This is a genomic window from Rhizobium sp. CB3171, assembly GCF_029714265.1.
GTDB lineage: Bacteria > Pseudomonadota > Alphaproteobacteria > Rhizobiales > Rhizobiaceae > Rhizobium.
Genome location: NZ_CP121652.1, coordinates 2,266,814 through 2,280,679 on the forward strand (window position 1 = coordinate 2,266,814; position 13,866 = coordinate 2,280,679).

The 13,866-nt window shown below is 59.9% G+C and carries 12 protein-coding genes and 1 pseudogene; 4 read left to right on the forward strand and 9 right to left on the reverse strand.

Annotation, left to right across the window (positions count from 1 at the left end):
• The first annotated feature begins 13 nt into the window (after positions 1–13).
• From cydX to QA648_RS11115, 3 genes and pseudogenes are all read left to right on the forward strand, one after another.
• Positions 14–139, forward strand: a pseudogene (gene cydX / locus QA648_RS11105) (cytochrome bd-I oxidase subunit CydX).
• A gap of 184 nt (positions 140–323) precedes the next feature.
• Positions 324–1,520 (forward strand): acetate/propionate family kinase, encoded by a 1,197-nt coding sequence (locus QA648_RS11110; protein ID WP_104823920.1) that lies wholly within the window; start codon positions 324–326, stop codon positions 1,518–1,520.
• A 625-nt stretch (positions 1,521–2,145) separates the two neighbouring features.
• On the forward strand, positions 2,146–2,865 hold the full coding sequence (locus QA648_RS11115; RefSeq protein ID WP_104823921.1) for a response regulator transcription factor: 720 nt from the start codon (positions 2,146–2,148) through the stop codon (positions 2,863–2,865).
• A 1-nt stretch (position 2,866) separates the two neighbouring features.
• Here the strand turns inward: QA648_RS11115 and QA648_RS11120 are convergent, their stop codons facing one another.
• From QA648_RS11120 to QA648_RS11150, 7 genes are all read right to left on the reverse strand, one after another.
• On the reverse strand, positions 2,867–3,145 hold the full coding sequence (locus QA648_RS11120) for a transposase (RefSeq protein WP_028751823.1): 279 nt from the start codon (positions 3,143–3,145) through the stop codon (positions 2,867–2,869).
• 113 nt (positions 3,146–3,258) lie between these two features.
• Positions 3,259–4,701 carry an HlyD family type I secretion periplasmic adaptor subunit gene (locus QA648_RS11125; RefSeq protein ID WP_283046908.1) on the reverse strand — a complete coding sequence of 481 codons (1,443 nt, stop codon included), beginning with the start codon at positions 4,699–4,701 and terminating at the stop codon, positions 3,259–3,261.
• Positions 4,698–6,437 (reverse strand): type I secretion system permease/ATPase, encoded by a 1,740-nt coding sequence (locus QA648_RS11130; protein ID WP_104823924.1) that lies wholly within the window; start codon positions 6,435–6,437, stop codon positions 4,698–4,700. The genes QA648_RS11125 and QA648_RS11130 overlap by 4 nt, the downstream gene beginning before the upstream one ends.
• Positions 6,438–6,561: 124 nt before the next feature.
• Positions 6,562–7,134, reverse strand: coding sequence for a PE-PGRS family protein (locus QA648_RS11135; protein ID WP_104823925.1), 573 nt, complete (start codon positions 7,132–7,134; stop codon positions 6,562–6,564).
• Positions 7,135–7,531: 397 nt separating this feature from the next.
• Positions 7,532–8,641 (reverse strand): hypothetical protein, encoded by a 1,110-nt coding sequence (locus tag QA648_RS11140; protein WP_104823926.1) that lies wholly within the window; start codon positions 8,639–8,641, stop codon positions 7,532–7,534.
• A 128-nt stretch (positions 8,642–8,769) separates the two neighbouring features.
• Complete coding sequence (locus tag QA648_RS11145; protein ID WP_283046910.1) at positions 8,770–9,288, reverse strand: GNAT family N-acetyltransferase; 519 nt, start codon at positions 9,286–9,288, stop codon at positions 8,770–8,772.
• Positions 9,289–9,307: 19 nt separating this feature from the next.
• Entirely contained in the window at positions 9,308–10,303 is a 996-nt protein-coding gene (locus QA648_RS11150) for a LysR family transcriptional regulator (protein ID WP_283046912.1), read from the reverse strand.
• A 121-nt stretch (positions 10,304–10,424) separates the two neighbouring features.
• Between QA648_RS11150 and QA648_RS11155 the strand changes: the two genes are divergently transcribed.
• A complete protein-coding gene (locus QA648_RS11155; RefSeq protein ID WP_283046914.1) occupies positions 10,425–11,825 on the forward strand; it encodes an MFS transporter in 1,401 nt (466 codons plus the stop codon).
• 109 nt (positions 11,826–11,934) lie between these two features.
• On the opposite strand, the gene QA648_RS11160 is transcribed toward QA648_RS11155, so the two are convergent.
• Both QA648_RS11160 and QA648_RS11165 read right to left on the reverse strand, forming a co-directional pair.
• Complete coding sequence (locus QA648_RS11160; protein ID WP_104823930.1) at positions 11,935–13,206, reverse strand: RNA polymerase sigma factor; 1,272 nt, start codon at positions 13,204–13,206, stop codon at positions 11,935–11,937.
• Between the two features lie 31 nt (positions 13,207–13,237).
• Positions 13,238–13,633, reverse strand: a complete 396-nt coding sequence (locus tag QA648_RS11165; protein WP_283046916.1) for a YciI family protein — start codon at positions 13,631–13,633, stop codon at positions 13,238–13,240.
• Positions 13,634–13,866 lie beyond the last annotated feature (233 nt).

Genomic DNA, 13,866 nt, shown 5'->3' on the forward strand with positions numbered 1-13,866 from the left:
AAGGAGAAAGAACATGTGGTATTTCGCCTGACTCCTCGGCTTCCCCCTAGCCGCCGCCTTCGCCGTCCTCAATGCAATGTGGTATGAACTCGTCGACGACAATGCAAAGACGCAAGGGGGGCCGAAGAAGGCTCCCTGAAGATTTTGCCGATTTGCCAGGCGCGGGTTCGTCGCGCCTGGCCCGACATTTCGGTTCCAATGGAACAAACAGCAGCCGAAATTATCTTTTGCCGCTATGAATCCTGCGGTTTGGTGGCGTTCCAGTCTTCGCTTTGCATATGGCGGCAAATTTAAGTCTCTCACTCTCACGACGAGACCGGCCCATGACGAGCGGAAACCTGCTTCTGACTTTCAATGCCGGCTCCTCGACCGTCAAAATCGGCGTGTTCGAGGTCCGGGAAGACAAAGCCTGCCGCGTCGGCAAGGGCCAGATCGACTTTCGCCTCCAACCCCTCGCCTTCCATTTGACGGCAGGCCGGGCCACCTTCGATCGCTCTCTACAAACGGATGCGGTCGAGCACTTGCACGAGGTCGTGGAGGAAACTTTCGGCATCCTCGGCGAGCATTTCGACATGTCCGCGATAAACGCCATCGGCCATCGCGTGGTCCACGGGGGCGATATGTTCACCGGCCCGGTGCGCCTCGATGAAGACCGCATCCGCGACATTGAGGATCTGACCGTGCTCGCGCCCCTGCACCAGCCACAGGCGCTGCGCCTGATCCGCGCCGTCAAGCATTTGCGACCGGCGCTCGCACAGACTGCCTCCTTCGACACTGCCTTCCACGCTACGCAGAACGATCTCGTTCGCCGTTTCGCCCTTCCGCGCACGCTGCACGATCAAGGGATCAAACGTTACGGCTTTCACGGCCTTTCCTATGCCTTCATCGCCGCCGAACTGCGGCGGCGGGCACCCCAGGCCGCGGCCGGCAGGGTCATCGTCGCCCATCTTGGCAGCGGAGCCAGCCTCTGCGCCCTCGACAAGGGCGAAAGCCGGGACTGCAGCATGGGGTTCTCGACGCTGGACGGCATTCCCATGGCGACGCGCTGCGGCAATCTCGATCCCGGCGTGCTGCTGCATCTTCTTGGGCCGGAAGGCAGGACGCCGAAAGATGTGGAAGACATGCTCTATCACAAATCCGGTCTGCTCGGTGTCTCCGGCATCAGCGCCGACACGCGCGACCTATTGAAAAGCTCGAAGCTGGAAGCGCGAGAGGCGATCGATCTGTTTTGTCTGCGCATTGCCGGCGAGGTCGCGCGAATGGCGGCGACGCTCGGCGGCCTGGACAGTCTTGTCTTCACCGCCGGCATCGGCGAGCACCAGCCGGAAATTCGCACGGATATCTGCGACCGCCTGCGATGGCTGGGCCTTGAGATCGACGAGGACGCGAACGCCGCCAACGCGCCTATCGTCAGCACATCATCAAGTTCTATTACAGCTTTCGTCATTCCGACGGACGAAGAGCAGATCATTGCCGATGAGGCCCTGTCGATTTTTGCGGGCGAGCGATCCAGATCATAAGCGCCGCGCCGGTCGGCGATAGTTTCGTATTCGAAAGACCTTTGAAGCCTCGACCTACAAATTTATCGGATACCGATCAAAGTCTAGCAAGTTTGTTGATAGGATATGTGCGGAATCTTACATTGCGTTGCACACCCCGAACCGTCCGCAGAAGACGGCCGGTAACAGGAGCAAGATAGTGAACTCTGATAACCTTCCATCCAACGTTGAATCGCAGCCTCCGCAAGCATCGACATTCGGGCCGGACGCAGATACGGGATTGGGTGATCTTGCCTTGCCCGTTCGCTGGGATAGCGCCGAACGACCCCAACGTTCCTTATTTTTCAATAGCTCTCGCCTCTCTATCAAACGATGGTGACTATTGCCGCGCTACTGTAGTCAAGCTTTTCGGGCGGCGGATATTCAAAAAAACAGCACCTGAAAACGGCCTTGCGAGAGCACCTCTGGGGCCATAGAAATACGTCTAAAGGTTGTGATTAGAAGATGCTTATATTGCGTCACACTGGGTTGCAGGCGGATTAATCCCCATTTTATCATGACATGACACAACAAGCGGTATAATATTCGCGGGCCTAGATGGAACGCATTTATCCTTGGGGGGCAACACGTGTCCATCAGTTCAGGAATGAAACGCCGGATCGGGCGCAATGCTCCGACGGTCATCATCATAGACCACCATACACTTGCCCGTACGACTATCGTGAAGCTTCTCGAGCACGAACTCGTCGGCTGGGAGTTTGTTGATATGGTCTCTACTGAGAGTCTTGATAGGGCTCTCGGAATGGACGTCCGTCTGATTGCTTTGGGCTTGGAGGGCAGGAGCGTAGAAAGCGCGGGACTGCTGGACGATCTCACGGCTATCGCAGAACGCTTTTCCGAAGCGCCGGTCGCACTGTTGTCGAGTACGGATGACGCCTCTATCGCGTCCCAGGCGCTGAAAATGGGCATTCGTGGCTTTTTCACCACCTCCATTCCCATAGAGATCGCGCTTGCCGGGCTGCGGCTGGTTCTCGCGGGCGGCATATTCTACCCGCAGCCGTTGGATGCGCTGACGAACGGTTTAGCCAGGCACGCCGACTCTCATGATGATAGTCAAAGGATGATAGAGGCGCGGGCGCATAGTCCCGATCTTGCCGACTTCACGCCGCGCGAAGCGGATGTGCTCGCCGAACTGCAGCGTGGCTGTTCGAATAAGGTGATTGCAGGAAAGCTCAACCTTTCGGGCCACACGGTAAAAATGCATGTGCAGCACATCATGCGCAAGCTGCAGGTCCAGAACCGGACCGAAGTCGTCGCCCGTTTGGGTTACAGGCTAACCAACGGACATGATGCGGCGGCATCGTAAACTAAGCGCTTTCCTTGGATGTCTTTTCAAGCATTTCGCTTAACGTTGCCGCTGCGAGCATGGTTTCAGCCAAGAGCTTCTTGAGCTTCCGGTTTTCCTCCTCCAAAGCCTTCAGCCTTTTGACGTCGAAGCCGACATTCTTGAGCTGCAGGGATTGCCACCGATAGAAGGTCGGTTCGCTGATCCCGTATTTGCTGCACACGTCCGTCACCGTCATGCCACCCTGATGCTCCTTCAGAATGTCCATGATCCTGTCATCATTGAATTTTCGTTTACCCATCACTGCGTCCCTTCGACGGCGACATGCTAGAAATTCAGAGGCGCCAGGAAGGAATGGTGGGAGTACCAATCCATATTCGCGTCGCATTTCCGAGCCCTGCTCCGGGTTTCGCTTCAGTCCTCACGAAACGCTCTGTTGAAGCTATCCAGAAGCGGTCTGATTGCATAAAACGCGACACTGCTCTTGCCCGTTTCAATCAATGTCTGGGCGGGCATGCCCGGAACCATCGCGACATCGTGCATCTTCGCCAATCGTTCGTCTGTTACGCGGATCGTCGCCGCATAGTAGGCCTGACCGGTCTGCTTATCGACAAGGCGATCTGCCGAGACATAATCCACTATACCTTTCAGCAGCGGAACACGCCTCTGATTATAAGGTAGAAGATGAACTTGTGCTTCCAACCCCGGATGCACCAAATTAATATCCTCCGGCCGTACATGTGCCGATATCACGAGATGGGCTTCGCGCGGCACCAGATCGACGAGCGGTTCGCCCGCGCCGACCACGCCGCCTGCCGTATGGAAACGCAGGTCCATGACTACCCCGTCCTCGGGCGCCCGGACTTCGGTTCTGGCAAGCTGATCGTCGATCGCCCGCAAACGTTCGCTCAACTGCAGGATCTGGCTTTCGCTATCTCGCAGACCCTGGGCGACTTCATTCAGCCGATCGCTCTGCAGTTTCACCAAATTGGCCTGTGCCTCGCTGATCACCTGATAGGCGCGCGATATCTGGGCGTCCACCTCGCCGGTTTGACCGTCGATATCTGCCTTCTCGCGTCCGAGGTTGAAAATCCTGCTCTTTCTCTCAGCTCCTTTGGAAACGAGGCTGGTAGCCGACTCCATCTCCTGCCGCGAGATTTCGGCCCTGTCGGCGAGCGATGCCTTCTGCGCGCCGAGCCCGATGATCTCCTGCTGGACCTGCCTCATCTTCTCCTGCGTGATCCCAATCTCGGACAGCATCACCTGGCGGCGTGTCTCGAATATCCTTTGCTGCCCAACCATGATAGCTCTGACCGACGGAGTGTCGTTCATCAACGCGACAAGGTCTGGAGGAAAGGTGATCTGGTCGGTGCCGCTCTCTTCGGCAACCAGGCGCGCATGCATGCCCTCGGTGTCCCAGAGTTGCCCCTGAACACTGTCGCGCTCCGACCGCGACTTCGTATCGTCGAGTTGGATGAGCACCTGTCCCGAGGTGACGGCGTCGCCGTTCTTGACGAGAATCTGCCTGATGATTCCGCCCTCCAGATGCTGGATGGTCTTGCGGCTGAACTCCGGCTCCACGACACCGGACGCGACGGCTGCGCTCTTCAGCGGAGCCAGGAGCGACCATATCCCGAAACCGAGGATGAAGATGCAGATCAGCAGGTTGCCCGTCCGCTTCACCGACCGCAGCACCGGCATCGGCGACGGCGGCGCCAGCCTCATGAAATCCGCATCGAGAACCGGCGCATAGCTCAGGAATTTCTTGGCGGCTTCCAATCTCTGGGCAGACCGGCTGCTTGGGTTTGACGCGTTTATGAATTTAGCTGGGGCGCCGGAAGGAAGGATGGTGGTCATGACGCGGCCTTTCCTTCCAGTGTCTGCGTCGGCGATGGCGGGCGAAGATAGGTGTCGTAGATATGCTCGCTTTCTCCAAACGCATTGACCATGCCATTGCGCATGATCGCGATCTTGTTGGTGACGGGAAGAACTCCCATTCGGTGGGTAATGATGACCACGATCATTCGCCTGGATCTCATGCGTTCGATCGCGTTGAACAGGATGCGTTCGCCTTCATAGTCCAGGCTGGAATTCGGATCATCGAGCACCACCAGCGAGGGATTGCCGTAGGCGGCGCGCGCCAATCCGAGCTGCTGCCGCTGAGCGCGCAGCAACAGGTTTCCCCCTTCGCCTATGTCGGTCTCGTAGCCCTGCGGCAGCCGCATGATGGTCTCATGCAGCCCGACCAGCTTTGCCGCTTCGATGGCCCTGGTGGGATCTGCGCCATCCAGGCGTCCGATGACATCCTTGATGGCTCCACCGAAAAGTTCGATATCCTGCGGCAGATAGCCGACATGACGCGTGTTGGCGCAGAGGCGCAGCGCAGAAATGTCGACGCCGCCCAGGAGCGTGCATCCGCTTGTCGGATGCAGGACGCCGGCCATGATCCGGCCGAGTGTCGACTTCCCGGACCCGGACGGGCCGATGAGCGCAACACAGTCACCTGGCATCAGGTGCAGCGTGACGCCTTTCAATATGGGTCGGGCGGCAAACGGCAGGGCGTAGCCGACATTGTCGAGGATGAGACCGCTGGGATCGGGGACAGGTATCGTGCGGAGATCATCCTGCGAAGAAACCACGATCAGCATCTTGTTGAGACGATTGAAGGAGTTACGTGCAAACGCGAACGAGCGCCACGCGCCGATCGCGCCCTCGACCGGCGCAAGACCGCGGCCGAGCAACAGGCTTGCGACAAAGATGATGCCGGGGCTGCTGTTATCCTCGAGCACCAGCCATGTGGCTGCCCCCATGACCAGAATCTGCGTTAATGTCCTGATGGACTTCGAGAATCCCAGAATGATCTCAGTGCGGTGCATGGCGGTGTCTTGCGCTTTTCTGGCCGCCTCGGCATCGCGATAGACGATTTGCGCCGCACCGTCCTGCATCCCCATGGCGCGGATCACCTGAATATATCGGAGAGCGGTCGCAAGCCGCCCATAGCTTCGGGACAGCGCGAGATTGGCCTGCGCGATCGGCTGCTGTGTCGCCAGTTCCGTCAGGAGGGCAAGCGACAGGAGAGCGACTGCACTTAGAAGACCGATCGCACCCAGCAGGGGATGAACGAGAAAGAGCAGCAGCAGGAAAATCGGCGCCCAGGGAATATCGAAGAGAAGCGCACTTGCCGGCGAATCGAGGAACTGGCGCAGCGAGGCAAGGTCGCGGTAACAATCGGCCGCAACGCTGCTATCTGCACGGGACGCATATTCGAATGAAGCGTTCAGGACATCCGGACGCAATCGATGGTCCAGCCAACTGCCGATGCGCGAAAGTGCTGCTCTGCGCACAATATCAAGAGTGGAGCCGACCACTACCGCAACCGAGATGATGAGCGTCAGCATTATCAGCGTATCGATGCTGCGGCTCGACATCACCCGATCGTATATCTGCAAGAGATAGATGGAAGGGGCGAGAAGAAAGAGATTGTAGCCGCAGCTATAAAGAAAAACCAAGCCGAAGGCTCCGGCGCAGGCCCGAAGGGCTATGACCAGTTGTGTCTGCTGGCGCTGGGCTTGTGCAAGATTTGTTGGCGTCATCAGATCTCGCAGCTCCGGATTATGACAAGGCGAATGCTTGGTCGAACTGTCATAAATACGAGGATCGCTGGCCGGAACCTGCGATCCTCAGGACCCGAATTCACGGGCCGGTTGGCATAATCGATCACGTACCGAGGTGGTGCACGTCGATGCTGCCGCCAAAAGAATTGTCGAAATGATCGAAGGCATTCGATACGGCCGTGCTGATGGTGTCCGTATGAACCAACGCAGTCGATACACTACCGCCTAGTGCCGTGTTGCCGTTACCGCCATTGCCACCCATGCCGGATATGATGGTGGCATGCTGGTCGATCAACGATGTAGTGTCTTGCGTGGCTGTCGTGGCTGCAGAAACCGCTGCTACGTCGCCGCCGCTCACAGAGCCTTGGCTACCGTTCGAAGTGGCGCTCCCGCCAGCTCCACCGGTTGCGGTGAGTGCGGAAAGCGCGGCGTTATAAGCTTGGGCCAATCCGCCAGCTCCGCCGCCGCCGGCATCCCAGTCAGCCATCTGGTGAACGTGATCGCCATTATGGAGATCAGTTGAGGCCCCGTAGACGTCCTGGTAGTTATTGACATAGGCAGTGGGATCGTAATGAATATTCCCGTTGCCGTATCCGTCGCCGCCATTGCCGGCATTGGCGTTGCCTGCAGTGGGATCGGTGAGATTGATCGTATCAGTTATCTGTGGAATAGGCATAGTTTAACTCCTCTCCTATTCGGTCCGAAAGTCTCCCACGGCCCGATGCCGGTACGTCATTACCAGGCAAGAAAACCGCTTGCAGACAGTGCTCGCAATTCAACCGGTGAACCAGCCGGATATTCGGAGATGTCCCTTTGGGTGGGGTATGGCCGGGAAAGAGGATGTATCCCAAATGGTTATGCCGAAATAACAGCAGGCACGGGGCTCGCAAAAAGGGGGCGATGCTCTCCACGAACACTTCCGTTGAGAGTTGGAACGCGGAACTGAAATGATCTGCGCGTGTTCCAGCGAACACGCGCTTCTGACGCAATTTCGACAAAAATGCTGAGCGGCTTTTCCATCCGCAACTGCGAAAAAACAAAAGATAAAGCAGTCTCTGAACGGCTCAGCCGACCTAGCTATGCATGAAATTGAGGATGTCATCGACGAGAGCCGAATGGGCATCCGTCAGGTTACCCTCACCGCCATGACCGCCAATGCCCGCCAGTTGCAGCGTATGCTGATCGGTGAGGATATGGTCGATCTGCTGGGCGTCGGCCGTGCCGCCGGCGGGAACGGCAATGTTGATGGGATGGAAGTACCCGATGCTGACATCGACGAAACTTCCGTTCGCAGAACCCGCTCCGCCACCGCCGCCCATACTGTTTCCGGTGAAGATCGTGTCCGACGACAGGTTGAAACCGCCGCCGTTGCCGCCGATACCCGCCATCTGGATACCGCCCTGGTCAAAAATCACATCGTTCGTCTGATGAGCTTCCGCCGAGCCGCCAGCAGCGCCGACCGCGATGTTGATTGGCGAAAAGATGGCGACGTTCACATCGATCATGCTGCCGATGAAGTGGCCGTCGCCACCATGGCCAGCATAGTTGTCACCATTGAAAATGAGGGTGTTTGCGGCACTTGAAGCGGCACTCTCCGTCCCTCCGCCACCAGCGGCCAGATTATGGTCGCCGCCCGAGCCGCCGACGCCGCCGATCTGGGTTGCGCCTTGCAGAAACGCTGCGTTGTTCGTCTGTTCCGAATGCGCCACGGATCCCTCACCGCCAGCAACGGCGGTATTCACCGGCGCGAAGACGGCAACATCAGAGCTCACGATACCGCCGAAAAACAGGCCGTTGCCGCCGGTTCCGGCATGGTTGACGGAGGTGCTGCCGATACCGCCGAGCGCGATATTGCCGCTGCCGCCATCGCCGCCAAGGCCGGCCATTTCGGTGGAGTGTTGATTGATAAGCGCACCATTGCCCTGAAAGGCGTCCGCTGTCGAATGAGGGCCGGCTATCGCCATGTTGGATGGGGTGAAGATAGCGAGGGGATTGCTGCTGATAATGCCGGTCGCGATTCCGTCGCCGCCGCTTCCTGCGGAATTGACGTTTTGGTTCGATGCAAGATCCAACGGCATCCATGTGGGAACCAGCGCCAAATGTCCTGCACCGGAACCGGAGAGCACGTTTTGACTCATGCTCGCGTTGGACGCGTCTTCCCCTGTCAGACGAGTTTCCGTCATCGCGGTCTCCCCCTTGCAGTCTCGCGCATGGCGCGGATTGTCGAGCCCCATTGTGGAGTGGGACGGACAAAAAGAAGAGCCTGCAATTCGTCTACGCCCATATGGGCAGGATAACAGCCATTTGGCGGTCATACTCTTTGGCCGTAGGCGGAGAGTACGAAGAGATTGGTCGGCGCACCGTGCAGCATGACTTCCCGCTCGAAGGCGAAGCCGGATTTTTCCAGGACGCGTCTGGAAGCGGCATTTGCCGAGCGGACGAGGCCGATCACCTGTTCTGCATGTAAGCTATTGAACGCGAAAGATAAAACATCGCTCACCAATTCGGTCGCATAGCCATGTCCCCAGCTATCCGGATGTAAATGATAGGACAGGTTGAGACCATTGAATTCCTTCGACACGGTCACGCCGCCGAAGCCGATCAGCCTGCCATCCGCCTCCACAGCCAAGCGGCCGAACCCATGGTGACACCAGTGATCCATGTCACGAGAGAGTCGTCGCGCACTTGCGTCAGGCGTATCCGGCGTCGGATCGGGCCGGTGCGCGACGAGTTCCGGCCGGGCAAAGAGGGCAGTCACGAAGTCGAGGTCCGCTTCCACGGGCGAGCGCAACAGCAGGCGCTTCGTGCGTCGAACCAAAGGTAATGGCATGGGATCCCTCTCTCGAAGTTCACACCGCCTCGTCCAAAGGAACCTTATCGAAGCAGCAGGCAGCCGTGGAAACGCCCATGCTGCAGCCACTCGCCTTCAGCGCTTCCGCCACGACTTCCACGAACAAGCGACGCAGCCAGACCGACCGGCTGTCGGCCTGATCGACGCGGCGATAGAGCATCGTCACCGGGTCAGCCGGCAATTCGAACGGCGGCGCTGAAATCGTCAGATCGTGAAGCTGCGCCATGCAGCGGGCAATGGACTCCGGAACGGTCGCAATGGCCGGAATGGCGCGCAATGTCGGCGGCAAAGCGGAAAAACGCGGCACTGTCGCCACCACCTGGCGGCGATGGCCGAGGCGTGCAAGAGCGACATCGACATTGGTCGATATGGCGCCCTCGAGTGACACCGTCACATGCGGCGCATTCGCGAACTGCTTCAGGCTCAGCGGCATCGCGCATTTCAAATGCCGGGCATCATAGATACACAACGAGGCCTGTTCGAACAAAGGCGCACGAATATGCCAGGAGGCGGGTTCGTCATGCACCGAGATGCTGAACTCATAGGCTCCTTCGTCCAGCAGGCGCGCGGCATCGCGCCTGTCGAACGCCACGCTGCCCAACCGAACGCCGGGCGCCAGCTTCCGCAACCGCGCCGCTAGTGGCCCGAAGAAAGCCGATTCCAAATTGTCGCATAGCCCGATGCGGAACTCACCCTCCCAGCTCCCGGGATCGAAGGCCGCCGGCGGGCGGATGGCGCGCTCGATGCCCGAAAGCGCATCCTCGATGGCCGGGGCAATGGAAAGAGCGCGAGGCGTCGGCTGCAAGCCGCGTCCGACGCGCACGAACAATTCGTCATCGAGCGTCTCGCGCAGCCGGCGCAGAGCAGCGGACAGGCCGGGCTGGCCAAGCAAGAGGCGCTCGGCGGCACGGCTCACATTCCGTTCCTGCATGAGCACGGAAAAGGCGAGCAGCAGATTGAGGTCGATCTTTCGAAGCGTGGCGTCGTTCATCATCGCCAGTAATACCTGACATGGTTACTATCAATTTGCAATAGGGTTGGAAGCTGTACATTTTCTCGTTCCCTGCCGCCCGCCAACCTCCCGAGAGGCGGCAGCATAGGAAGGAACGATCCCGATGACTTATTCCAAACCACGAAGCGGAGCCGGGCTGGCATTGCTGCTGCTTTGCGCCGCCAACTTCCTGGACGCCATGGATGTCTCCACCATCGGCGTAGCCCTGCCCGCAATCCAGACAGAGCTCGGCATTCCGGCGACATCGCTGCAATGGGCCGTCAGTGCCTATGTGCTCGGCTATGGCGGCTTTCTGCTGCTCGGCGGCCGCGTCGCCGATCTTTTCGGCCATCGCCGCGTCTTCCTCTGGTCGCTCGGCGTCTTCGCCGCCGCCAGCATCGCCGGCGGTTTCGTCGACAGCGCGCCGACCTTGATCGCCGCACGTCTGATCAAGGGCATTGCCGCAGCCTTCACCGCGCCGGCGGCACTCGCTCTGCTGCTGTCCGTATTTGGGGAAGGAAGCGCCCGCGCCAAGGCGCTCGGCGTATTCTCCTCCACCGGCGCTGCCGGATTTGTGCTCGGCATGGTGCTGGGCGGCGCCGCAACCATCATTAGCTGGCGGGCGACGCTGGTCATGGGCGCGCCCGTTGCCATCCTCGCACTGGTGCTTGCGCCCTTCGTCCTGCCTACCGATCATCGGCGCACTGGGCCGCGGCCGCACTTCGACTGGGCCGGTGCGCTGACGATCACGCCCGGATTGCTGCTCTTCGTCTTCGGCATCACCAACGCCGCATCCGCCGGCTGGCAGGCATTTCCGACCTGGGGGGCATTGGTCGCAGCACTGGTCCTCATCCTGCTCTTCCTGCTGGTCGAGGCCCGGCATAGGGATCCGATGGTGCCGCTTGCCATCTTCCGGCGGGCAAAGCTCAGCCATGCCAACGCCATCGCCGCTCTTTTCCAGGGCTCCTATGTCGGCTTCCAGTTCATCGCGACGCTCTACTACCAGGACGTCGTCGGCTGGTCGGCCTTCGCTACTGGCTTTTCCTTCGCCTTCGGCGGCGTCTGTGTCATGTTCCTAGCACCACGATTTGCGGCGATCGGGCAAAATCGCGGCACGACCGGCCTCATGACGCTTGGCGTCGGGCTGCAAGCCATCAGCTATGTCTTCTGGGTCCTCTCGGTCGGAAACATCAATCCGATCCTGCTCGTCGCCGTCTCTCAGCTATTGCTCGGCGTCGGCTATGCCATGACCTATCCGTCGGTGCAGGTGGCCGCCCTCTCCGATGTCGAAGACGATAAGTCGGGCCTGGCCTCCGGGCTGCTGTTCGCCTCCTTCCAGATCGGCGGCGGCATCGTATTGGCAGCCGCATCCGCCACCTTCGGCGCGGCACCAAGCTTCGGCTGGAATCCCTATATCGCCGGCACCGCCTTCGTCGCGATATTGGCCGCTACGGTGACATTGCTGGCGGCGGTCGGCCCGAGGACATCGACGTCGCGTTCGAATGTCTATCAGGCGGCGGAGTAGTTGGTGTCGCAAATACCCGCACCGTCTTGAGTGCGGGTATTTGCAATCAGCCAGCGTCGACTATCCCGAAGCTGATTGTCGAAGGAAATGGCCATTGCCCCGGCAAATATTATGATGACGACAGTGCCGCCGCCTCGGCGGCACGCCGCATCAGCAGGTCGCGTTCCCGCTGGTTTCCGGCCAGGGCTGCCGCCGCTTCAAAAGCGGCTTTCGCCTCCTCATGGCGAGCAAGCTTCTGCAGCAGATCGCCGCGAACGCTCGGCAGCAGATGATATCCCCTGAGCGCCGGCTCGTCTGCAAGCTGATCCACGATCGCCAGCCCAGCCTCCGGCCCTTCCGCCATGCCAACCGCGACGGCGCGATTGAGTTCGATGATCGGCGAAGGCACAACCGCCGCCAGTTTCGCATAGAGCCCGGCTATGCGCGCCCAATCGGTCGCCTCGGCTGTCCTGGCCTCCGCGTGGCAGGCGACAATGGCCGCCTGCAGAGCGTAAGCACCGCTTGCACCGCCGAGATCCCGTGCCCGCGCAAGTGCTCGCAGCCCTCGCCGGATCTGGAGCTGATCCCAAAGGGCGCGGTTCTGTTCCAGCAGAAGGATCGGCTCGCCGGCTGCGTCGGTGCGCGCCGCAGCGCGCGAGGCGTTCAGCTCCATCAGCGCCAGCAGCCCATGTGCCTCGGGTTCGTTTGGAGAGACCGAGGTGAGCACGCGGCCCATGCGCAGTGCTTCGTTGCAGAGCTGAGGCCGCAGCCAGTCCTCGCCGCGCGCCGCCGTATAGCCTTCGTTAAAAATGAGATAGACGACCTCCAGCACGGAGGCGAGCCGCTGCGCGAGCTCCTCGCCGCGGGGCGTCTCATAGGCGAGACCTGATTCCGAAAGGGTTCGTTTGGCGCGGACGATACGCTGTGCGATCGTCGCCTCCGGCAACAGAAAAGCCCGCGCGATCTCCTCTGTCGTCAAGCCGCAGATCATCCGCAACGCCAAGGCGACCCGGGCCTCCCGCGATATCAATGGATGGCAGGCGGTGAAAACGAGACGGAGCAGTTCGTCGCCTATGTCGTCATCAAGGGCAGCGTCTAAATCGGGCATGGCCTGCTGCTCCTCGTCCATATCCCGGGCGATCATGTCGTGCTTGCGCCCAAGCATCTCGCGGCGGCGCATATGATCCAGCGCCCGGCGCTTGGCGGTCGCCATCAGCCATGCACCGGGTCTTTCCGGAACACCCGTCTCCGGCCACCGTTCCAGAGCCGCCAACAGCGCTTCCTGCGTCAGGTCTTCGGCCAAAGGCACGTCGCGCAACATCCTTGCCAGGCTGGTGATCAGCCGGGGCTGCTCGATCCGCCAGACGGCGAGGATCGTGCGATGGGCGTTGGCGGCCGTCATGGCCGCCTATTCCCTCTTTCGGCCGCTCGCCTCACGCGACCTCGGCCGCGACCGAGTGCGCGCTGCATGGGTACATATCCGGCGTGAAAAACGGACGAACCTCGCACGTGCCCTCCCAGCCCGGCATGTGATCTATGTGGAGCTGCATGAATTCGACCGTCAGCGCCAACGCTTCCTCCTTGTTCTGAAATTCGAAGATCGCATAGCCGCCAACCACTTCCTTTGCCTCAACGAACGGGCCATCGACGATGTCGAGTTTGCCGTCCTTGATGCTGACGCGAGCCCCGGTTTCCATCGGCATAAGCCCGGCGGTGTCGATCATGCGGCCGGCCTTGGTCTCGCGATCGGCGAGCTTGCTGATGGCTTCCATGAGCTCCGGCGTCGGCATGCCGATTTGAGCGGACGTGATGATAGACATGAAACGCATTTGACCATTCCTTTCGAGGCGAGCCGCTGGCGCCAGTGCCGCTGAATTGTCTCGCTCAATACAACGACGAAGCAGTCCTTCGAAAATCGACAGACGATTTGAAAAAATGCATCGAAGGCGCCTCTGGCTCAAGATCCCAAACAGGCGCCGCGCTCTTCCCCGCACTCTTCATTGACTTCGAACGGTCGTTGAAAGATGGTTGGAGCCAACGCCGAAGCCATTGGATTTGAAGG